This is a genomic window from Aliiglaciecola sp. 2_MG-2023 (assembly GCF_030548145.1).
In the GTDB taxonomy this organism is placed as follows: domain Bacteria; phylum Pseudomonadota; class Gammaproteobacteria; order Enterobacterales; family Alteromonadaceae; genus Aliiglaciecola; species Aliiglaciecola lipolytica_A.
Window position 1 is genome coordinate 427,622 of record NZ_JAUORY010000001.1, and the last position, 20,136, is coordinate 447,757.

Consider the following 20,136-nt stretch of genomic DNA (forward strand, 5'->3'; position numbering starts at 1 on the left):
GTTTGGTTTCATTTACGTCTTTGACATAGGATACTCCAATTTGTACGAAGTAGTTTAAGGTATGAAAATGCAAATTGGATCGTTACGACAACTCACATTAATCAGTTTTCTTATCGCGCTGATTCCTCTTGCTGTGTTGCTATGGCATAGCCAAAGTACGTTGACTAAAATGGCGCAAATTGCGGCCAGTGAAGCTCAGTTTTCAGTAACCATGGCACGACAAATCGGTGATATGGAGAATATCGCCATTGATGTGGAAAGATTGATCCGCCAATATCACGTATTAAAAAAGCCTGAATTAAAGCAACTGACTGATAATTCAATCAGTCGGCTTGAAACCAAGCTAGTTAACGTGTGTGCTGAATTACCCAGTGAATACGTCTGCTCTGCTTTACAAAAACGCATAGCATGGTTTGAAAATAACGGCCAAATCGAAGATAAACTCTTACTCGATGCGCAATTAGCGGAATTTCGTCGCTCTATTGAAGAGTTACAGCAACAAGTTGATTCGTTACTCGATGAACGCATTAAACAACAACAAGACTACGTAAATTCGGTGCAACAAACTCAAGCCTGGTCTACGGCTCTACTGGTCACGTTTTCATTGTTGTTAATCATTTTTGCGAGCCAATTGATTCTTTCGCCGGTGACAAAAATTGAACGCATTATCAGTGAAATTGCCAAACAATCAGAAACCTTGCCTAAAGTCTCTACCTCCGGTCCTAAAGAATTGATCGAAGTGGAGCACAAATTACACTGGTTAGCCGATCGCTTAAATCAACTTGAACATTTGCGTCATGCGCTTCTACGGCATGCCTCCCACGAGCTTAAAACTCCCTTAGCAAGTATCAAAGAAGGTTGTTCATTACTCTCTGAAAGTGTTGTTGGTCCGCTAAATGATCAACAAAAAGAAGTGGTTAGTTTATTAACCAGCAGTACAGAGCGATTGAATTTACTCATTGAACAATTACTTGACTACAACTTACTATTGCAACAGGCTAAGCCTGTGTATGAAAAAACAGACACTAAAAGTTTGCTAGAAGCAGCATTAATCGATAACGCTTTAGCAATACAACAGCATAAAAATGAAGTGAATGTTGATAACAAAGTGATAGATATGACTGTAGATCCCAATTTATATAGACGAATAATTGATAACCTTTTGTCGAATGCTTTAGCCCATGGCACGGCAGGTCGTCCTATAGATATTAAGCTTTATAAACAAAAGGATACCTTAATTTTGGATGTGGCTAACCGTGGGCGGAAAATTCCAATGGAACAGCGTAAATCACTATTTGAACCTTTCAAACGTGGTGAACATAGACGTAACGATAGAGTGATAGGATCGGGGCTAGGTTTATCTATAGTTGCAGATTGTGCACGAATGATGCATGGCACTGTTGAAATTGTTGATGTTGACTACGCAGACGTATGCATGCGAGTAAGTTTGCCACAAGACGAGGTGGCGGCATGAAAAAGTTAACATTATTGCTTTTAGGCTGTTTTATTGGGTTGGCTGGATGTGAAATCACACCTAAAGAAGCCGTACCGGTAACACAGGTCATTTTACCAGAGCAGAATAAATTTTGTTTGTTTGTGGCTGATTCAGCGGTTGAACATAATTGTGAACTGACATATTGGCTAGATTTCTGGGTTGAACACGACACTCTTTCTTGGACACAACGAAAAGAGTTAATAAATCAGCTAGGAGATTCAACGGGCGAGTTAATGAAAAAAGTCCTGTTAAGCCAAGGCAAAGGTACGCCGTATCAAAATAGATTAAGAGCGCAAGGTTGGGCTGATGACTTGATTCCTTCGCTTACCGAACAAATGAAACAGCTGTTATTTGTGTTGGTTTATCGGCCAAGTCAGGAATTATTAGAGTTTGAATCTGCTTTGACGATTCTCACTCGGATGAATACCAATCAATCGAAAGAACTAGATGTTCAACAACAAAGATTGTTTGAACAGCAACAGCAAATCGACCAATTATTAAAAATTGAGGCATCTATGATGGAGAAAAAAGAGGGGATAAGCCAATGAGCAAATCTGAAACAAACGCATTACCACGTATATTGTTAGTGGATGACGATGAAAATTTGTTGCGTTTGATGACTATCAGATTGCAAGGAGAGGGTTATCAAGTTGCTACAGCTGAAGGTGGTAAAGAGGCACTAAGATTGCTCAATACCCAGAGTTTTGATGTTGTTCTTAGTGATTTACGTATGCCCGGCTTAGACGGTCTTAGCTTATTTGAAGAAATTGTATCCCTTCGCCGCGATATTCCAGTCATTTTAATGACTGCCCATGGCACTATTCAAGATGCCGTTGAAGCAACGCAAAGAGGGGTTTTTGGTTTTCTCACCAAGCCGATTGATCATGAAGCGTTGCGAGAGTTATTAGTCAAAGCAGTGAGTCAAAGTCAAAGTGCTCAAAATGGAACTTGGAGTGAAGAAATCATCACCCGCTCGATGCAGATGGAGCAACTGCTTGACCAAGCTTTCAGAGTTGCCAAGCGCGACGTCAGTGTATTGATAAGTGGCGCAAGTGGAACCGGTAAAGAGTTGCTTGCCAAAGCATTACACAAAGCCAGTACTCGGGGGAACAAACCATTCGTAGCCATTAACTGTGGTGCATTGCCAGAAAATTTGTTGGAGTCTGAATTATTTGGTCATGCAAAAGGGGCTTTCACTGGAGCGGTCAACGAGCATCAAGGTCTTTTTCGTGAAGCTGACGGCGGAACGCTTTTCTTGGATGAGATCGGTGATATGCCGGTACCTTTGCAGGTTAAGTTACTAAGGGCTTTGCAAGAACAGCAAATTCGTCCTGTGGGCAGCAGTAAACAGATCCCAATTAACGTAAGAGTGATATCTGCTACTCATAAAGATCTTACCAAAGAAATGCAAGAGCAAAACTTCCGTGAAGATTTGTACTACCGCTTAAACGTGGTGAATTTAACCTTGCCATCTTTACGGGAACGTTCAGAAGATATTCCATTATTAACGCGCTATCTGTTAGCCAAAAGTGCAGAACGCCATGGCGTTAATGTCAGCCGTTTTTCTGATGATGCAATGCAGCTTTTAGCTACTGCACCTTGGCCTGGTAACGTCAGACAATTGGTTAACGTGGTAGAACAATGTGTAGCGTTAACACAAACATCGGTTATTGCCTCGCATTTAGTCGAGCAAGCACTGTCGGCTTCTGAGCAAAAATGGCCAACATTAACTGAAGCCAGAGACGCGTTTGAACAAAACTATTTGTTAAAATTGCTGAAAATGACGGATGGTAATGTGACTCGTGCGGCGGAATTAGCTGGGCGAAATCGAACCGATATGCACAAATTAATGAAAAAACACGATTTACATTCAAGTGACTTTAAACCTGAAGTCGCCTAATCCGCAATAAGCACTATATTCGCTCTTTCAAATAATAATTTGAGGGAGCGAATCTAGCCTTCAAGGTGTTTGGTTTACAGCACACAAGATTAATTTAGTTAAATTTTCTGCCACTACTGAGGATTTTTCATCGGTTGAAGTAAAATCCCCCATAAATGTTACTCTCAAGACTGTGCTTTGGCGCGGATTTGTTTATACTATGCGGCTTTTCAATCCTTTCGGATTTTATCCATAATTTTTTAGTTACATGACATAATTTATAAAATTATTGGTTATGTACTGGCAACAGAGGCTTTTCATGCGCACAGATTATTGCGGAAACATAAACGCAAGTTATATAGGTCAAGAAGTCACATTATGTGGCTGGGTAAATAAACGTCGTGATTTGGGCGGTGTTATCTTTCTCGATTTACGTGATCGCGAAGGTATCGTACAAGTAGTTTATGATCCTGATTTGGAAGATGTATTTGCCACTGCGAATAGTCTGCGTAATGAATTTTGTGTGCAAATCAGTGGTTTGGTTCGTAGTCGTCCTGAAGGCCAGATTAATAAAGATATGTCCACTGGCGAGATTGAAATATTAGGTAAGGCACTGACTATACTTAATAAATCTGCCGCTTTGCCATTAGATTGGAACCAAGAAAACTCAGAGGAACAGCGTCTAAAGTACCGTTATTTAGACTTACGTCGCCCAATTATGAGCGATCGTTTAAAATTTCGCGCTAAAGTAACCAGTGCGGTAAGAAGTTACCTCGAAGGTGAAGGTTTCCTAGACATTGAAACGCCAATTCTAACCAAAGCGACACCTGAAGGTGCCCGTGACTATCTAGTGCCAAGTCGCACTCACAAAGGTGAGTTTTTCGCACTACCGCAATCTCCTCAGCTGTTCAAACAGTTGTTGATGATGTCAGGAATGGATCGTTATTATCAAATTGTTAAGTGTTTCCGCGATGAAGATTTGCGTGCTGATCGCCAGCCTGAATTTACCCAAATTGATATTGAAACAACCTTCCTAGATGCCGCAGGTGTGATGTCTATAACCGAAGGTTTAATTAAACAGCTATTCCAAAAAATGTTAAATGTCGATCTTGGTGAATTTCCTCACATGACCTTTGCCGATGCAATGCGTCGTTTTGGTAGTGATAAACCAGATTTACGTAACCCTCTTGAGTTAGTTGACGTAGCTGACTTACTTAAAGATGTTGAATTTAAAGTGTTTGCTGGACCAGCCAACGATCCTAAAGGCAGAGTTGCCGTGATCCGTGTTCCTGGTGGCGCAGCTTTATCTCGTAAAAACATCGATAATTACGGCAGTTTTGTCGGCATCTACGGTGCTAAAGGCTTAGCGTGGATGAAGGTCAATGATCTTTCCGCAGGCATGGATGGTTTGCAGTCACCAATATTGAAGTTCTTGAGCGAAGATGTTGCCATGGGGATTGTTAAGCGTTGTGGCGCTGTTGATGGCGATATTATTTTGTTTGGTGCAGATAGTGCCAATGTGGTTACTGAAGCTTTGGGCGCTCTGCGTTTGAAGTTGGGTGAAGATCTTGACCTACTTGAAGGTGAGTGGAAGCCTCTTTGGGTTGTTGACTTCCCCATGTTTGAAGAGGTAGATGGAGACTTCCATGCGCTACATCACCCATTCACAGCCCCCCGTGATATGACACCTTCTCAGCTAGCACAGACCCCTGCTACCGCCATTTCTAATGCTTACGATATGGTACTTAATGGTGTCGAACTAGGCGGTGGTTCGGTGCGTATCCACGACCAATCTATGCAATCTGAAGTATTCCGTTTGTTGGGAATTAGTGAAGAAGAAGCTGAATTGAAATTTGGTTTCTTATTAGAAGCCCTTAAATTTGGCGCGCCTCCTCACGCTGGTCTTGCGTTTGGTTTAGACCGCTTAGTGATGTTAATGACTGGTGCAACTTCAATTAGAGACGTGATGGCATTCCCGAAAACAACCACTGCTGCATGTCCTTTAACTGATGCACCATCTGAAGCTAACCCTTTGCAGTTGAAAGAACTATCCATTGCAACAGTCATAGAGAAAAAAGCCGAATAGTATGGCGTTTAAGCGTCCGGAATCTGCTTTAGTTGTCATTTTTGACGGGGCAGCAAATGTACTCGTCATGCAGCGTCAAGATGATCCTAATTTTTGGCAAAGCGTGACAGGTACACTCGAACCGGGGGAGTTGCCATTACAAACTGCAATTCGTGAAGTGGAAGAAGAAACAGGTATAAATGTAGCGCTAAATAAGCTTCAGCTTGTGGACTGTCGAAGTGTCAATCAGTATCCCATTCGTGATATATGGCAACATCGATATCCTCCCGACTGCCGATTCAACACTGAACATGTGTTTGCTTTGCAAGTGCGTGGGGATGAAAACATTAAGTTAACCGAACATTTATCCTATCAATGGTTGCCTAAAGAATTGGCAATCGAAAAAGTCTGGTCACCAACCAACAAGGTGGCAATTGAAAAATTCGTACCCAATTCTGCGCTAACAGTTGCTGTGGAAAAAGCATGTCGATAATCCTCGGTATCGATCCCGGTTCACGGATAACAGGCTACGGTGTTATTAAACAAACAGGCAATACCTTTAGTTATCTTGGCAGCGGATGTATCCGTGTTCAAGGTGATGAGCTGGCCCCAAGATTGAATCAAATTTACAAAGGTGTGACTGAAATAATTTGCCAGTTTCAACCGCAGTTCTTTGCTATAGAACAGGTTTTCATGGCGAAAAACCCAGATTCTGCATTAAAACTCGGTCAGGCACGGGGCGCGGCTATTGTGGCAGCGACTAACGCTGATTTACCGGTAGCTGAATATTCGGCACGCCAAATTAAACAAAGTGTCGTCGGCAAGGGTAGCGCTGAAAAAAACCAAGTTCAGCACATGGTCACCTACTTACTCAAGTTAACCAAAAAACCACAAGCAGATGCGGCGGATGCACTTGCTGTGGCATTGTGCCATGGACATAGTTACCAAACTTTAATTAAGCTTGCTGGTCAAGCTAGCAAGACCGTGCGTGGTAGATTGAGGAAATAACCATTCCTAAATACCCAATTACATTACCCAGCATAATAGGACGTGTTTATGATCGGCTTAATTCGAGGCCAACTATTAGAAAAGCAACCCCCTGAAATTCTGATTGAAGCGGGTGGCATAGGTTATGAAGTGCAACTCCCCATGACCAGCTTTTATCAGTTGCCAGAAATTGGCCATGAAGCCACAGTTTATATTCATTTTGTGGTCCGCGAAGATGCACAATTATTGTTTGGGTTTGCAGATAAATCTGAACGAGCCTTGTTCCGAGAGTTGATCAAAGTAAATGGTGTAGGTCCCAAATTAGCCTTAACAATTTTGTCAGGTATGTCGGCATCGCAGTTTATTCAGTGTGTTAGTCATGATGATTATTCTGGGTTAGTGAAATTACCGGGCGTCGGTAAAAAGACTGCCGAGAGACTTGTGGTTGAAATGCGCGATCGCCTTAAAAAGCTAGAAGAGCAAGGCGACGGAAAACACCATCTACCACCGATGCAATTAGAAGCGCCTCAAGATAGCCTAATCAAGCCAACTGACGTAAAAGAAGATGCACTAAGTGCGATGGTTGCATTGGGTTATAAACCTGCGCAAGCGGCGAAAACGATTAACTCGGTGTATCGAGAAGGCATTAGTAGCGAAGAATTGATCCGTGAAGCATTGCGTTCGATGGTGTAACCTTCGCAACATAATCTAGACTGTACAGATATTACAATTTACTGTATAAAAAAACACTATTGTTTAGTGTCGTTTGTGAACTTGCAATAAATGAACTAAAGCGCGTCAAAAATTGCTTTTACCCTATGCGAAATATTAACCAGAAGATACATTCATGATTGAAGCTGATCGATTAATCCACCCCATGGCAGACACCGAAGACGAAGCGGTGGACCGTGCAATCCGACCTAAATTACTGGCCGACTACACTGGGCAAGATCATGTCTGTAAACAAATGGATATTTTTATTCAAGCCGCCAGAAATCGCAGTGACGCACTAGATCACTTACTTATCTTTGGTCCTCCAGGGTTAGGTAAAACCACACTTGCGAATATTGTTGCTAACGAAATGGGGGTGAATATTAAAACCACCTCTGGACCCGTTTTAGAAAAGGCAGGAGATCTAGCCGCTTTATTAACTAATCTAGAAGAACATGATGTGTTATTCATTGATGAAATACATCGTTTGAGCCCGGTTGTTGAAGAAGTCCTGTATCCAGCAATGGAAGATTATCAATTAGACATAATGATAGGTGAGGGACCAGCCGCTCGCTCAATTAAGTTAGAGCTTCCCCCTTTTACATTAATTGGTGCTACTACCCGTGCAGGCTCTCTTACTTCTCCCTTACGTGATCGATTTGGTATTGTTCAGCGTTTGGAGTTTTATAATCTCAAAGATCTCACGCAAATAGTTAAACGCTCAGCAAAATACTTAAACCTTAGCATCAACGAACAGGGGGCTTTAGAAATAGCAAGGCGTTCTAGAGGTACTCCTCGGATTTCTAATCGTTTACTGCGCAGGGTGCGAGATTTTGCAGAAGTCAAAGCTGACGGTGATATATCTGAAAATATCGCCGCCCAAGCACTGGATATGCTTGACGTTGATAAAGAAGGTTTTGATTACATGGACCGCAAGCTGTTACTTACCATTATCGACAAATTTATGGGCGGGCCAGTGGGATTGGATAACTTGGCAGCTGCTATTGGTGAAGAAAAAGAAACCATCGAAGATGTAATAGAGCCTTTTCTTATTCAACAGGGATTTTTACAAAGAACCCCTCGAGGACGAATAGTGTCACAGCGCGCTTTCTTGCATTTTGGTAAAGACTACAAACCACAAAATTAATCTACAGGCAAAAAAAAGCCCGCGAAGATCGCGGGCAAAGCAACAAGTATTTGGAAAGGAAAATTCCAGGGAACACATCTATCAACAAAAATTGACACATTTTCTGACTACCGCTTCGAAAATTCGTTGCGTTAGTCAAGAGAACGACGCGCATTCTATACGTTAGGAAAAAATCCACAATTGAAAAAAATTGTATTTTCGGATTAGAAAAAATAATGCTTAATATTTTTAATTGTTTGATTAAATTCTTTGTATCTCACGCTTTAGCTGTTCTAAGCTGATTCTCGCTATTGTTTGATAACTCAATTGAAGTAAAATTGGATTAACAAAACTAGTGTAAAAGTTGAATTTTATGCTGAACTTATGCATGCTTATTAAAAAGCAAAACACACTATTATCTAGTTACAGGCTTAAATTTACTGGTTATCATTAAAATTATGATTTTAACTCATACATAATTATGCGATTTGTCGTATTAAAATTGAATTATTTTAAAGTCCGCTGGACTAACCATAAGCGTTATTTAAAGAGGTAGAAAATTCGATGCAATTTCCTGTTCATGAATTTAAATTGCGAGTCTATTACGAAGATACAGACGCAGGTGGTATTGTATATTATGCTAATTATTTAAAATTTTTAGAGCGTGCTAGAACGGAGTGGTTAAGAAGTTTTGGCATAGAACAACATAGTCTTTTGGAACAATTCATCGGTTTTGTCGTCAAACGGGTGGAAATGGACAATATTGCAGCAGCAAGATTCGATGATTTATTGCAAGTCAATACGCAAATAATTGAATTAAAACGTGCTAGCATGTTGTTCCAACAACAAATAACAAATTCAAACAATTTAAGTTTGGTAAGTGCGAAAATTAGGGTTGCATGTGTTGATCTGAAGAAGATGAAACCTATTGCAATACCTGCATTCATTTTAGGGGAAATTTCAAGTGTCATCTAATTTGTCATTCTTTGACCTGTTTTTGCAGGCAAGTCTTTTGGTTCAATTGGTAATGCTGTTACTACTGGCTACGTCAGTTGTTTCTTGGGCATTCATTTTTCAACGTGTCAAAGTGTTAAAACTGGCAAAAACTGAAACCAAAAAGTTCGAAGATAAGTTTTGGTCTGGGGTTGACCTGAATAAACTGTATCAAGAACTTTCTGCCCGTCAATCTGTGCAGGGAATGGGCAGTTTGTTTTGTGCTGGGTTCAAAGAATTTGTGCGTTTGCGTAAAGCCACAGGCAGTTCAACCGAAACCACTATGGAAGGAACCTACAGAGCAATGCGCGTCTCGCTATCACGAGAAGTCGATCACCTCGAAGCTAACTTATCCTTTCTTGCTACTGCTGGTTCTATTAGTCCTTACATTGGTTTATTTGGTACTGTTTGGGGGATCATGAATTCGTTTATTGCGCTAGGTGAGGTTCAACAAGCCACCTTAGCTATGGTTGCTCCTGGTATTGCTGAAGCACTTATTGCTACCGCCATGGGCTTATTTGCAGCGATTCCATCGGTTATTGCTTACAACCGTTTTAGTAATCAAGTTGAAAAGCTAGAAAATAGTTACGGTAATTTCATGGAAGAGTTTTCTAGTATTCTGCATCGTCAGATATTGTCTCAACGAGTTGAGAGCGTTTAACCATGGTTGTGTATGAGCGTAAACGGCGACGTCCAGTTTCGGAAATTAACGTTGTTCCTTACATCGATGTCATGCTGGTACTACTGATCATCTTTATGGTGACCGCACCTTTGGTAACCCAAGGGGTAAAAGTGGATCTACCAAAAGCAGAAGCTGAAGCGCTACAAGATGATTCTAAACCACCTATTATTGCTTCGGTTAATGCCGCAGGTGAATACTTTATTAACGTTGGTGATAAGCAAGAGGATCCTATGTCAGCCACAGATTTGGCAGTCATAGTCGCACAGCAAATTAAGAAAGAACCGAATACTCCTGTTGTTGTAAAAGGAGACGGTGCGGTTCCTTATGCTAACGTAGTGCAGTTAATGGTCCTATTGCAGCGCGCTGGGGTACCATCTGTTGGTTTAATGACCGAGTCTCCTGAACAATAGGCTTTGCATGTATAAGTTTAGCCCTATTTTCATTTCAATTGCTTTACACATTATCTTAGGCGGATTGCTGGCGCTAAGTGTCGACTTTCATTCGCCCCCCAAGCAGATTGAATTAAATACTGCCAATTTCACGCCAATTGAAGCGACTGTGGTTGACCAAAAGGCTGTGAATGACCAGCTAAAACGTATTGAGCAGAAAAAACAAGCCGAAAAGCAAAAAGAGCTGCAAAAAATACGGGACGAGCAAAGGCGTAAGGCGGAAGCTGAGCAGCGTAAACGAGATATTGCGGCGAAAGAAAAAAAGCGTAAAGAAGACGCAAAACGTCAAAAACAAGCTGCGGCGGAGGCTAAAGAAAAGAAACGTTTAGCTGAAGAAAAAGCCCGTGAAGAAGAGCAGCAAAAAAAGCAACGTGAATTAGAGCGCAGAGCTGCTGAAGAAAGAGAGCGCAAGGCCAGAGAAAAACGCGCAAATGAAGAGCGGGCGAAAAAAGAAGCCGAGCGTAAAAAACGAGAAGAAGCTGAATTGCGAGAACAGGAACGGTTAATGCAAGAACAGTTGGAAATGGAACAATCTTCACGTAATCAGCAAAGGCAGCGTCAAGTTCTCTCCGAGACTGAAAAGTATACTGCGTTAATTAACGCGAAGATTGACCAAAACACCTATAAAGATGATTCGATGAAAGGAAAATCATGCAGAATTAATATTCGTTTGTCATCATCTGGATTTGTTATTCAGATTCGTACCCTTGGCGGAGATAAAGTTGTATGTGTGGCGGGTGAACAGGCAATTCGCAGAGCAGGTGAGTTGCCGATGTCCTCGGACCCACAGGTGTACAACAATCTAAAAGATATAACTATTAACTTTGGTTTTTAATGAATGAATAAAATAAACACTATTTTGCTAACCTTTTTACTTCTTTGCTTCTCATTGGAGTCACGTGCCACTTTAGAAATCTATATTACGGAAGGGGTCAATAATGCCCGTCCAATCGGTATTGTTCCGTTCCACGTCTCTGCAGGGACTCAGCCTCCAAGCAGCATTGACGAAGTGGTTGCTGCTGATTTAACTCGCAGTGGCAAATTTTTCGCGTTAAGTCGCGACAAAATGCCACAGTTACCAAAATCAGACAGCGAGGTGGATTATAGTGAATGGGCTGCAGCCGGTGCAGAAGCAGTGCTTATTGGTCATATTCAACAACAAGCAGCGGATGAATTTAAAATTACGTTGCAACTTCTAGACGTTATACGTGGCCAAATTACCGGTGGTCAAACACAAATGATGAGCAATGGCCAGATGGTAACTAATCGTGACCATATACTTGACGAGTGGAGCTGGGTTATCCGCGGTGAAGAGTTTCGTCAGTATGCCCACCGTATTAGTGACATAGTGTACGAAAAACTAACCGGTGAAAAAGGCGCATTTCTGACGCAAATTGCATACGTTATTGTTCGAGATTCTGCAACAGAAGCCAAACCCTTTCAATTAATCGTGGCTGATTATGACGGTCAAAATGAAAATATATTATTGCGTTCAAATGAACCACTAATGTCACCATCATGGTCGCCTGATGGCAGAAAGCTAGTCTATGTGTCGTTTGAGAATAAAAAGCCACAAATTTTTATGCAGGATATCTATACAGGCAGCCGAACTATGCTTACCGACTTTCCTGGCATAAATGGTGCACCTACCTTTTCACCAGACGGAAATCAATTAGCGATGGTGTTGTCTAAAGACGGAAATCCAGAAATTTATGTGATGGATATCGCGTCGAAGCGTTTGCGTCAGATTACTCGTAATCGCGCAATTGATACTGAACCAAGTTGGTCACCAGATGGTAAACATTTGATTTTTAGTTCAGAACGGGGTGGTAAACCTCAGATTTATCGAGTAAATTTAGCTACAGGTAAGACTCGGCGGGTCACATTCGAGGGTGATATGAACCTTGGCGGAACGTTTACACCAGATGGTACTCAAATGGTCATGGTTAATCGTACCCGCGGAAACTACCATATTGCTAAGCAAGGCGTAGACTCAGGCGATATGTTGGTGTTAACTAAAACATTTTTAGATGAATCACCAAGTCTTGCACCGAATGGCAGTATGATAATCTACAGTACTTTGCACGAAGGAAGACAGGTATTATCATTGGTGTCACTTGATGGACGATTTAAGGCAAGGTTGCCGGTGTCAGAAGGGCAGGTTAAGTCACCTAGCTGGTCACCATTTTTGTAATATAAACTAAAAACTGTTAGAAATTTCGAAAACGAGAAGGAATAACGAAATGCAACTTAAAAAAGTATTTAAAGGTTTGGTGATTGCACTGCCATTGGTGACCGTGATGGCGTGTACTACAACAGATAATGGTGTAGACGAAGCAGCAGCCAAAGAAGCAGCAGCGGCACAAGCAGCGGCTGATCAAGCTGCAAGACAAGCTGAAGCTGAAAAAGCAGAAGTAATGGCGATGCAGCAACGTGAAAAAATGGAAGCTGAACAGCGTGCTAGAGATTTAGCAAGTTTAGAGCAGGATCAAGTGGTTTACTTCGACTTTGATACGTCGAATCTAACTTCATCTGCACGAGCTATTTTATCTAAGCATGCAGCGTTTTTGGCAGCAAACCCAAATCAATCTGTCGTGATTGAAGGTCACTGTGACCGTCGTGGTACTCCTGAGTACAACATTGCATTGGGTGAAAGACGTGCTAAATCAGTACAAACATATCTGTTAAATGCTAACGTAAATTCATCACAGATTTCTGTGGTTTCTTATGGCGAAGAAAAACCTGCAGCAAATGGCACGTCTGAATCTGCATTTGCGCAAAATCGTCGTGGTGTTTTGGTATATCAATAAGATTGAGTCATTATGATTAAACGCATGAAAGCGATTAGTCTTTTACTTGTATACGGAGCCGCAGTTAATGCGGCTCCTGCGCCTGTAACAGACCTAAACGATGGATCCCTAACTAAACGTGTCGAAGTGTTAGAGCGTATCTTAGATTCACGCACAGAGATGCAGCATCGGATTCAACAACAGTTAGATGAAATGCAAAACGAAGTAAGCGAAATGCGCGGAACGTTAGAATTGCATAATCATCAGCTTGAAAAGATTTTAGAAAGACAACGTGAGTTGTATTTAGAAATTGATAAACGTATTGCTGCTGTTAATACTCAGAGTAGTCAGCAACAGTCGAGCGCTAATTCTAGCTCCAATAATCCTGCACAGATTTCGCAAGTAGAAGTGCCTGATTCTAGCAATGTAAGTGAAAGTGATGCGTATGATCGCGCTGTTAATTTAATCTTACGGGATAAACAATACGATTTAGCGATTCCAGAATTTCAATCGTTCATAAAAACCTACCCAAATTCCAGTTATGCGGCAAATGCACATTATTGGTTGGGGCAACTGTTGTTTAATAAACAACAGTGGGAAAGTGCAGCAGAACAATTCCAAATATTGGTGAGTGGTTACCCTGATTCATCAAAACGTGCTGATGCATTATTCAAATTAGGTGTGGTTGAACAGCGTAGAGATAATTTAGCCAGAGCAAAACAACTGTTCGAACAGGTTTTATCTGAATATCCAGATTCTGCATCTAGTCGTCTCGCAAATTCACGTTTAAGTGCGATGAATTAATTCAAAGATTAATAATTTTTTAAATTAGTTTGAATTAATTTTAGGATTAAAAACGGTATAAATCATATTTTAGTGCACATAATTTATACCGTTTTCGCCTTACTTGCTTAGTTTTTCAACGAAAAGACAAATAATTTAAAATAACCTCAGTTTTAGGTTGCACCACGAAGATATTTGAGTATTATATGCCGCCGTTGCAGGAGGTCTGTAACAAAACTGAAAAAGGGTCGTTAGCTCAGTTGGTAGAGCAGTTGACTTTTAATCAATTGGTCGCTGGTTCGAATCCAGCACGACCCACCAATTTCAGTTTAGAGTAAACATCCCTTCGGGGAGGACAGGATGTCCAAAATAATTCAGTACAACATTTACTGAATTAGTAAGAAGCTTCAATAGATGGGTCGTTAGCTCAGTTGGTAGAGCAGTTGACTTTTAATCAATTGGTCGCTGGTTCGAATCCAGCACGACCCACCATCTTAGAAAATTTCTCAATATAAAAATTAAACAATCAATCCACAAAACATCATGCAATTCGTGCAGGGTGAGAACCAGCCCGTTCGACAAATTGTCGGGAACAATTTGTACAGCCGCAGGCTGCCCGAAGGGTGAAAGGCAGGATGCCTGGAATAAATCCAGCACGACCCACCATCTTATCCATATCCTAGTAATACAAATTCCAAAACCTTAAATTCCAAACATCATGAAATTCGTGCAGGATGAGAATCAGCCCGTTCGACAAATTGTCGGGAACAATTCTGTAGGCGGGTGCTTTAGCCCCATGATGGTTGATGCATTGTCAATGACCACGGCCTAAAGGCCGAGCTACAAGGTGAGGGCGCTTCAGAGGCTCTTGTTGGCTAGCCGGCGAGGAAAATACATCTCACTCTGGATTTACGGCTAAACGCCCTTAGATTCGTGCTCAAGCTGCCTAGGATAGGTTGGCATCGACAGCTTGGTTGCAAAGTTAATAAGCAATAACGTTATTACTTGTTGATCTGCGTCGTTATGCGCAGCCTTCAATGTATAAAATGGCTGGGTAGCTACCCAGTCTGAAACTGGTCACTTTATCGCGGTAAGTTTCAAAAATAAGACCGTTGCCATTGTTTAACTTAACTTCTAAATATTCGCCTTCTTCTCCGAGGTAAGGGTGCACAGACACTTTTACGTCGTTATAAGTTTTAATCACATCGGCTTTAGATGAATCTATGCCTAATCCTTCTTGAGTTTGTATTTGCGAGAGTTGTTCATCAATATCGAAACGCACAACAATACCATCCATTACCATGATATAGGGTCCATCAGCGTGGGTTTTAGGCTCTAGGTAAAAACAAGATTGCGGTTCATCATAAAAGACCTCCTGTGACTGATAATTTTTAAGTAGCTTAATGGCGCTATCAGCTTGCGAACCTATTTTGATTCCAGCATATTCATCATCTTTGAGATTGTTGGCCAGCACGGATTGAGTCAGTAGTAGGGTAGCTAGTAGTGTAATGCGCATATCGTTCTCTTCAGTAATATGAGGTTATTTTTAAGTCTTTAGGCGTTACCTGCGCCATTTGCCTGTATAACGTGTCAAGTACGGCGGTATTTTTTAATGAGCGGCATTTTACCTTTGCTAGTCAAGGTTAACTCAGCTTTATTTTTAAATCGTCTTTGTAACGTCGCGATAGATTTAAGGTGTTACCCGCCTTTAAGGTTATTTTACCGTCGCCACTGGGCTGATACTGTATATTGTCTATGGCCGCTAAGTTCACGGCAAAGCTGCGGTGAACTCGACTAAAACCTTTATCACTCAGTCGGGCTATGGTGTCGTTTAACGTGCCTCGCAAAGGATAGATGCGTCCTTGTTTGTGTAAATTCACATAGTTTCCGGCTGATTCTAACCATTCAATTTCATCGATTTTCACTAAAAACTCTTTATCTAGCTTTTTGACTAATAAAAAATCCGGTGACGGAGCGGGCGAGGGCGCAGACATTGAGTCGGGTTTTGCACAAACCGCTTCTTCTTGGTCATTGACTAAACTCGCTTCTCCTTTAAGTCGTGCATAAAGCGACTGTATAACTTGATACAGAATTAACCAGAATACATATCCCCATGCATCTTTGCGGTATTCGTACCAAAATTCCCTCAGCCAAGGGGAGAAATCGTAATTTCCACCGTCTAACATGTAGACCCATTCTCGAAACATCACCATTAAGCCGACATGGGCCGCTGAATATAAAATAGTGATCAAAAAATGGATAAAAAGCTGTCGACCTAGATTGGCAAAACGCAGTGGCATGCGAGCAAATAATGCGAAAATAAACGGCAACAAAATGAGTGTGCTTAATGCACTAGAATATTCCCAAACATAGGGTTCCCACATCTGAATTTGAACATCATTAGAGCGATTATGTTCCATCCAAACACTGGAGGCATTAATACTGTTATTAATAAGTAGATAAGCTGCAATCAGCAAATAGCTATACAGATATTTATGTTGATCGAATTTTTCAAACCAAGTTGATTTTTGTTTATCCCGCATATCCACCGCTTATCCCTTTTGCCTTTCGATTGGTCATTGCGCTCTGTTTTTATTGTGTTTTGAGGCGGATGCTAAATCAACACATTTCTTTTACAAGCGGCGGGAATTAAACATGACACTATCATCTAATCAACGTCGTTATGATATTGATTGGCTAAGAAACTTAGCCTTTTTGATCCTGATTTTCTATCACATTGGAATGTACTATGTGTTTGATTGGGGCTGGCATATTAAGAGCGCAGAAACGTTTCGTTGGTTACAAGAAGTGATGATTTTAACCAATACATGGCGCATGTCGTTGTTATTTTTTATCAGCGCTATGGCATTGTCATTAATTGAAAAACGCTACTCCATTTGGAGTTTAATGGGACTTAGAACCAACCGCTTATTTGTGCCTTTGATATTTGGCATGTTTGTCATAGTCGCACCTCAAGTATATATCGAGGCACGGGCTCAATACTTAATTCCAGAAGGATTTTGGTCATTTTGGGTGGAATATATCAATCCCAATACGGATTTACTAAAAGAACATCAGTCGATTATCGGTTTGCTCACCTGGAATCATCTTTGGTTTTTACCCTATTTGTGGATTTACAGTTTAATTGTATTGGCGATTAGGCCATTGTTGGCCAACGTTATTGGCAGCAGGTTTTTTCAAAATATTCCCTTTGTGGTGGCTTTTATTTGCATAGTCGCAGGGCTGTTACTGGTGTACTTAACCTTGCGTCTTGCTTATCCCACTACCCACGATCTAACCAATGATTGGTATAATCATGCTAAGTCTTTTCTAATTTTTGTATTTGGCTATACTTTTGCCCAACAAATGCGCTGGTGGAATACTGTTATTGCTAAGCGTCGTTGGTTTTTATATCTGGCCATTTTAGGCTATTTGTTTATTGTTGCTGACAGAAACGGCGATTTTACCTGGCTGGCCGAGCAATATGAGGGTTCGATTGCAGTGCGAGGCCTGTACGGCACGATTTTTATCATTAACCTTTGGGCTTGGATATTTAGCTTAGTGGGCTACGCAGGCCAATATTTAAATCGTCCAGCAAAATTTGTTAGCTATGCAAATAAAGCCGTATTGCCTTGGTATATGTTTCACCAAACCCTTATTGTGATGCTAGCTTGGTATCTAAAGCCTTATAACTTACCTACATTTTTTGATTTTCTTTTGATATTGTCCGGCACCGTCACTGGATGTCTAATCGGCTATGAAATTGTCAAACGTACTGCAATCACGAGGTGGTTGTTTGGTCTGAAACACAGCTAATGGTAAAAATAATACACACAAAAATACTGGGTTTTTCATTCGATTGTAATAATTGTATAATACGCAAACATGTTAACCCTGTTTACAAGAGACCATAATGACGCAGGTGAATCGCATCGATTCTATTGACTACCCATTTCCGGCAAAACCAGAAGTACTCAACGCAGCACAAAACGCTTTTTATACTGATGAAATTAAACGTTTATTGGTTGAAAAAAACGCAGTTTTAGTTGCCCACTATTACACCGATCCTGAAATTCAGGCACTGGCCGAGGCTACCGGTGGCTTTATCTCTGATTCATTAGAGATGGCAAGATACGGCCGCGATAGTGATGCACAAACGCTGATTGTTGCAGGCGTGAAATTTATGGGCGAGACCTCAAAAATATTGAGCCCCCAAAAGACGGTGCTAATGCCAACTTTAGAGGCTACTTGTTCGTTGGACTTAGGCTGTCCAATTGATGAGTTTAGTGCGTTTTGTGATGCCCATCCAGATCACACCGTAGTAGTGTATGCGAATACCTCCGCAGCGGTGAAAGCGCGAGCAGATTGGGTAGTGACATCCAGTATTGCCCTGGAAATCGTCGAACATTTGGACGCCATGGGTGAAAAAATTCTGTGGGGACCTGATCGACACTTAGGTGCATACATCGCCAAACAAACCGGTGCCGACATGTTGATGTGGCAAGGTGAGTGTATTGTGCACGACGAGTTCTCAGCAAAAGCGCTGCAAAACATGAAGCACCTGCATCCTGAAGCAGCAGTATTAGTGCATCCTGAGTCACCAGCCAGTGTAGTTGAAATGGCCGACGCGGTGGGCTCTACTACTCAATTAATCAAAGCATCTCAGACCTTAAGTAATGAAAAGTTCATTGTCGCTACTGACCGCGGTATTTTTTATAAAATGCAGCAATTAGCGCCCCACAAAACGTTTTATGAAGCCCCAACTGGCGGCAACGGTGCAACCTGTAAAAGCTGCGCTCACTGTCCATGGATGGCGATGAATGGCTTAAAAGCGATTTACGATTCATTGATGGATAATAGCGGACATGAAATTTTTGTAGACGAGGCACTTAGACAAAAAGCCTTAGTTCCGCTAAATCGTATGCTCGATTTTGCCGCTGAACTAAAAATGAAAGTAGTCGGCAACGCCTAGTTTATCAATTTCATCAGTGGTTAATTTGAAATGCCAGCCATGCTGGCATTTCATTTTTGCTTCACCTAAACCCTATAAAGTTACACCACCCAACAAACCACATAGGATTATGCCATGTTAGATTTGAGTAAATACAAAGGGATTGTTTTTGACATGGATGGCACCTTGATAGATTCAATGGGGTCACATGCAACCGCTTGGCAACAAACCTGTGACAGTTTCGGAATTCCTTACGATAGAGAATATATTCACTCTCTTGGCGGCGTACCTACCAGAGAAATTGCCAAACTACTGAATGAAAAGTATGGTCTAAACTGCGATTTAGATGGTGTCGCTAAGAAAAAGCGCGATGCATGGCTTGCTCTTGATGATAACCTGACAATCATTCCGGACACTTTTGAAGTTATGCAGAGGTATCAAGGCAAGTTAAAAATGGGCGTTGGTACAGGTTCAGAGCGGACTAACGCGATTCGCATGTTAACTGAAACCGGATTGTTAGACAGATTACAGACGGTTGTTACTTCATCCGATGTTACGCAGGGTAAGCCCCATGGCGAAACATTTTTAACGGTGGCTAAAAATATGGGATTAACCGCTAATGAATGTGTCGTGTTTGAAGACACCAAAATAGGTAAACAAGCAGCCGAAAATGCAGGGATGGACTGCATTATGGTAATAAATGGAAAAATCCAACTTCCTTAACTTTTTGAACAAGTATTAATCACTATTATTAAACCTTAGCAAATAATGCTAAATAATAATCCTACAAACGCCAGTTTATTGGTTTTTCTACTTGCTTACGGGCGCGTATTTCCCTAACATACGCACCCGTCTGAAAGTGACGGCAAGTAACGTACTTGAGTAACGCGCACGCCGAGCGCCGATTTTAATGTTTACATTTTATATCGAAACGGGGAAGAATTTGGAGAGGTGGGTGAAGCCGGCCTCTTTAGGTGCACAACACCGCCCGGCTGAACGACCGGACATGAATGTACGGACTGGGTGCCGATCATCATGGATGTGTTAGCTCTGAGATAATTTCGAAGAGCAAGTGAAACAATTTGGAGAGGTGGGTGAAGCCGGCCTCTTTAGGTGCGCAGCACCGCCCGGCTGAACGGCCGGACATGGATGTACGGACTGGGTGCCGATCATCATGGATGTGTTAGCTCTGAGATAATTTCGAAGAGCAAGTGAAACAATTTGGA

At 41.5% G+C, this 20,136-nt stretch carries 20 protein-coding genes and 2 tRNA genes; 20 read left to right on the plus strand and 2 right to left on the minus strand.

Annotated elements, in window-relative coordinates; translation table 11 throughout:
* The first annotated feature begins 67 nt into the window (after nucleotides 1-67).
* The 17 genes from Q4567_RS01800 (at nucleotide 68) to Q4567_RS01880 (ending at nucleotide 14,451) form a co-directional block, all read left to right on the plus strand.
* A complete protein-coding gene (locus Q4567_RS01800; protein WP_216048343.1) occupies nucleotides 68-1,474 on the plus strand; it encodes a HAMP domain-containing sensor histidine kinase in 1,407 nt (468 codons plus the stop codon).
* Nucleotides 1,471-2,043, plus strand: coding sequence for a hypothetical protein (locus Q4567_RS01805; RefSeq protein WP_303499125.1), 573 nt, complete (start codon nucleotides 1,471-1,473; stop codon nucleotides 2,041-2,043). Before Q4567_RS01800 ends, Q4567_RS01805 begins: the two co-directional genes overlap by 4 nt.
* Nucleotides 2,040-3,395, plus strand: a complete 1,356-nt coding sequence (locus tag Q4567_RS01810) for a sigma 54-interacting transcriptional regulator (RefSeq protein WP_216048345.1) — start codon at nucleotides 2,040-2,042, stop codon at nucleotides 3,393-3,395. Before Q4567_RS01805 ends, Q4567_RS01810 begins: the two co-directional genes overlap by 4 nt.
* Nucleotides 3,396-3,693: 298 nt before the next feature.
* Nucleotides 3,694-5,460, plus strand: a complete 1,767-nt coding sequence (aspS, locus tag Q4567_RS01815; RefSeq protein ID WP_303499126.1) for an aspartate--tRNA ligase — start codon at nucleotides 3,694-3,696, stop codon at nucleotides 5,458-5,460.
* A 1-nt stretch (nucleotide 5,461) separates the two neighbouring features.
* Nucleotides 5,462-5,932: a dihydroneopterin triphosphate diphosphatase gene (gene nudB / locus Q4567_RS01820; RefSeq protein WP_303499127.1), complete on the plus strand. Its 471-nt coding sequence runs from the start codon at nucleotides 5,462-5,464 to the stop codon at nucleotides 5,930-5,932.
* Nucleotides 5,923-6,447 carry a crossover junction endodeoxyribonuclease RuvC gene (gene ruvC, locus Q4567_RS01825; RefSeq protein WP_216048348.1) on the plus strand — a complete coding sequence of 175 codons (525 nt, stop codon included), beginning with the start codon at nucleotides 5,923-5,925 and terminating at the stop codon, nucleotides 6,445-6,447. Before nudB ends, ruvC begins: the two co-directional genes overlap by 10 nt.
* A 48-nt stretch (nucleotides 6,448-6,495) precedes the next feature.
* Nucleotides 6,496-7,119, plus strand: a complete 624-nt coding sequence (gene ruvA, locus Q4567_RS01830) for a Holliday junction branch migration protein RuvA (RefSeq protein ID WP_216048349.1) — start codon at nucleotides 6,496-6,498, stop codon at nucleotides 7,117-7,119.
* A 154-nt stretch (nucleotides 7,120-7,273) separates the two neighbouring features.
* Nucleotides 7,274-8,284 (plus strand): Holliday junction branch migration DNA helicase RuvB, encoded by a 1,011-nt coding sequence (gene ruvB / locus Q4567_RS01835; RefSeq protein ID WP_303499129.1) that lies wholly within the window; start codon nucleotides 7,274-7,276, stop codon nucleotides 8,282-8,284.
* A gap of 543 nt (nucleotides 8,285-8,827) precedes the next feature.
* Nucleotides 8,828-9,238: a tol-pal system-associated acyl-CoA thioesterase gene (ybgC, locus tag Q4567_RS01840; protein WP_216048351.1), complete on the plus strand. Its 411-nt coding sequence runs from the start codon at nucleotides 8,828-8,830 to the stop codon at nucleotides 9,236-9,238.
* Nucleotides 9,228-9,917, plus strand: coding sequence for a protein TolQ (tolQ, locus tag Q4567_RS01845; protein WP_216048352.1), 690 nt, complete (start codon nucleotides 9,228-9,230; stop codon nucleotides 9,915-9,917). Before ybgC ends, tolQ begins: the two co-directional genes overlap by 11 nt.
* A gap of 8 nt (nucleotides 9,918-9,925) precedes the next feature.
* Nucleotides 9,926-10,348 (plus strand): protein TolR, encoded by a 423-nt coding sequence (tolR, locus tag Q4567_RS01850; RefSeq protein WP_216048586.1) that lies wholly within the window; start codon nucleotides 9,926-9,928, stop codon nucleotides 10,346-10,348.
* A 7-nt stretch (nucleotides 10,349-10,355) separates the two neighbouring features.
* Nucleotides 10,356-11,222, plus strand: a complete 867-nt coding sequence (gene tolA / locus Q4567_RS01855; RefSeq protein ID WP_303499130.1) for a cell envelope integrity protein TolA — start codon at nucleotides 10,356-10,358, stop codon at nucleotides 11,220-11,222.
* Between the two features lie 3 nt (nucleotides 11,223-11,225).
* Nucleotides 11,226-12,581 carry a Tol-Pal system beta propeller repeat protein TolB gene (gene tolB / locus Q4567_RS01860; protein WP_216048354.1) on the plus strand — a complete coding sequence of 452 codons (1,356 nt, stop codon included), beginning with the start codon at nucleotides 11,226-11,228 and terminating at the stop codon, nucleotides 12,579-12,581.
* 49 nt (nucleotides 12,582-12,630) lie between these two features.
* A complete protein-coding gene (gene pal, locus Q4567_RS01865; RefSeq protein WP_216048355.1) occupies nucleotides 12,631-13,197 on the plus strand; it encodes a peptidoglycan-associated lipoprotein Pal in 567 nt (188 codons plus the stop codon).
* A gap of 12 nt (nucleotides 13,198-13,209) precedes the next feature.
* Entirely contained in the window at nucleotides 13,210-13,980 is a 771-nt protein-coding gene (ybgF, locus tag Q4567_RS01870; RefSeq protein ID WP_216048356.1) for a tol-pal system protein YbgF, read from the plus strand.
* Between the two features lie 224 nt (nucleotides 13,981-14,204).
* Nucleotides 14,205-14,280, plus strand: a tRNA-Lys gene (locus Q4567_RS01875).
* 95 nt (nucleotides 14,281-14,375) lie between these two features.
* Nucleotides 14,376-14,451: transfer RNA gene (locus Q4567_RS01880), tRNA-Lys, on the plus strand.
* A gap of 529 nt (nucleotides 14,452-14,980) precedes the next feature.
* Here Q4567_RS01880 and Q4567_RS01885 read toward each other — a convergent pair.
* The gene (locus tag Q4567_RS01885; RefSeq protein ID WP_216048357.1) at nucleotides 14,981-15,475 is read right to left on the minus strand and encodes a hypothetical protein; all 495 of its coding nucleotides are present in this window, start codon (nucleotides 15,473-15,475) and stop codon (nucleotides 14,981-14,983) included.
* A gap of 127 nt (nucleotides 15,476-15,602) precedes the next feature.
* Entirely contained in the window at nucleotides 15,603-16,502 is a 900-nt protein-coding gene (locus Q4567_RS01890) for a LytTR family DNA-binding domain-containing protein (protein WP_303499132.1), read from the minus strand.
* Nucleotides 16,503-16,614: 112 nt separating this feature from the next.
* Between Q4567_RS01890 and Q4567_RS01895 the strand changes: the two genes are divergently transcribed.
* From Q4567_RS01895 to Q4567_RS01905, 3 genes are all read left to right on the plus strand, one after another.
* On the plus strand, nucleotides 16,615-17,775 hold the full coding sequence (locus Q4567_RS01895; RefSeq protein ID WP_303499133.1) for an acyltransferase family protein: 1,161 nt from the start codon (nucleotides 16,615-16,617) through the stop codon (nucleotides 17,773-17,775).
* Nucleotides 17,776-17,872: 97 nt separating this feature from the next.
* Complete coding sequence (gene nadA, locus Q4567_RS01900) at nucleotides 17,873-18,931, plus strand: quinolinate synthase NadA (protein ID WP_216048360.1); 1,059 nt, start codon at nucleotides 17,873-17,875, stop codon at nucleotides 18,929-18,931.
* Nucleotides 18,932-19,045: 114 nt separating this feature from the next.
* Complete coding sequence (locus Q4567_RS01905) at nucleotides 19,046-19,633, plus strand: HAD family phosphatase (RefSeq protein ID WP_303499134.1); 588 nt, start codon at nucleotides 19,046-19,048, stop codon at nucleotides 19,631-19,633.
* The last annotated feature ends 503 nt before the right edge of the window (nucleotides 19,634-20,136 follow it).

What these genes read in the sequence shown, in the direction of transcription:
- Q4567_RS01890 (WP_303499132.1), bottom strand. Translation starts at nt 16,502, where the DNA reads ATGCGGGATAAACAAAAATCAACTTGGTTTGAAAAATTCGATCAACAT.
- Q4567_RS01895 (WP_303499133.1), top strand. Translation starts at nt 16,615, where the DNA reads ATGACACTATCATCTAATCAACGTCGTTATGATATTGATTGGCTAAGA.
- Q4567_RS01885 (WP_216048357.1), bottom strand. Translation starts at nt 15,475, where the DNA reads ATGCGCATTACACTACTAGCTACCCTACTACTGACTCAATCCGTGCTG.
- nadA (WP_216048360.1), top strand. Translation starts at nt 17,873, where the DNA reads ATGACGCAGGTGAATCGCATCGATTCTATTGACTACCCATTTCCGGCA.
- ruvA (WP_216048349.1), top strand. Translation starts at nt 6,496, where the DNA reads ATGATCGGCTTAATTCGAGGCCAACTATTAGAAAAGCAACCCCCTGAA.
- Q4567_RS01810 (WP_216048345.1), top strand. Translation starts at nt 2,040, where the DNA reads ATGAGCAAATCTGAAACAAACGCATTACCACGTATATTGTTAGTGGAT.
- Q4567_RS01805 (WP_303499125.1), top strand. Translation starts at nt 1,471, where the DNA reads ATGAAAAAGTTAACATTATTGCTTTTAGGCTGTTTTATTGGGTTGGCT.
- ruvC (WP_216048348.1), top strand. Translation starts at nt 5,923, where the DNA reads ATGTCGATAATCCTCGGTATCGATCCCGGTTCACGGATAACAGGCTAC.
- ybgC (WP_216048351.1), top strand. Translation starts at nt 8,828, where the DNA reads ATGCAATTTCCTGTTCATGAATTTAAATTGCGAGTCTATTACGAAGAT.
- nudB (WP_303499127.1), top strand. Translation starts at nt 5,462, where the DNA reads ATGGCGTTTAAGCGTCCGGAATCTGCTTTAGTTGTCATTTTTGACGGG.
- pal (WP_216048355.1), top strand. Translation starts at nt 12,631, where the DNA reads ATGCAACTTAAAAAAGTATTTAAAGGTTTGGTGATTGCACTGCCATTG.
- ruvB (WP_303499129.1), top strand. Translation starts at nt 7,274, where the DNA reads ATGATTGAAGCTGATCGATTAATCCACCCCATGGCAGACACCGAAGAC.
- Q4567_RS01800 (WP_216048343.1), top strand. Translation starts at nt 68, where the DNA reads ATGCAAATTGGATCGTTACGACAACTCACATTAATCAGTTTTCTTATC.
- aspS (WP_303499126.1), top strand. Translation starts at nt 3,694, where the DNA reads ATGCGCACAGATTATTGCGGAAACATAAACGCAAGTTATATAGGTCAA.
- Q4567_RS01905 (WP_303499134.1), top strand. Translation starts at nt 19,046, where the DNA reads ATGTTAGATTTGAGTAAATACAAAGGGATTGTTTTTGACATGGATGGC.
- tolA (WP_303499130.1), top strand. Translation starts at nt 10,356, where the DNA reads ATGTATAAGTTTAGCCCTATTTTCATTTCAATTGCTTTACACATTATC.
- ybgF (WP_216048356.1), top strand. Translation starts at nt 13,210, where the DNA reads ATGATTAAACGCATGAAAGCGATTAGTCTTTTACTTGTATACGGAGCC.
- tolB (WP_216048354.1), top strand. Translation starts at nt 11,226, where the DNA reads ATGAATAAAATAAACACTATTTTGCTAACCTTTTTACTTCTTTGCTTC.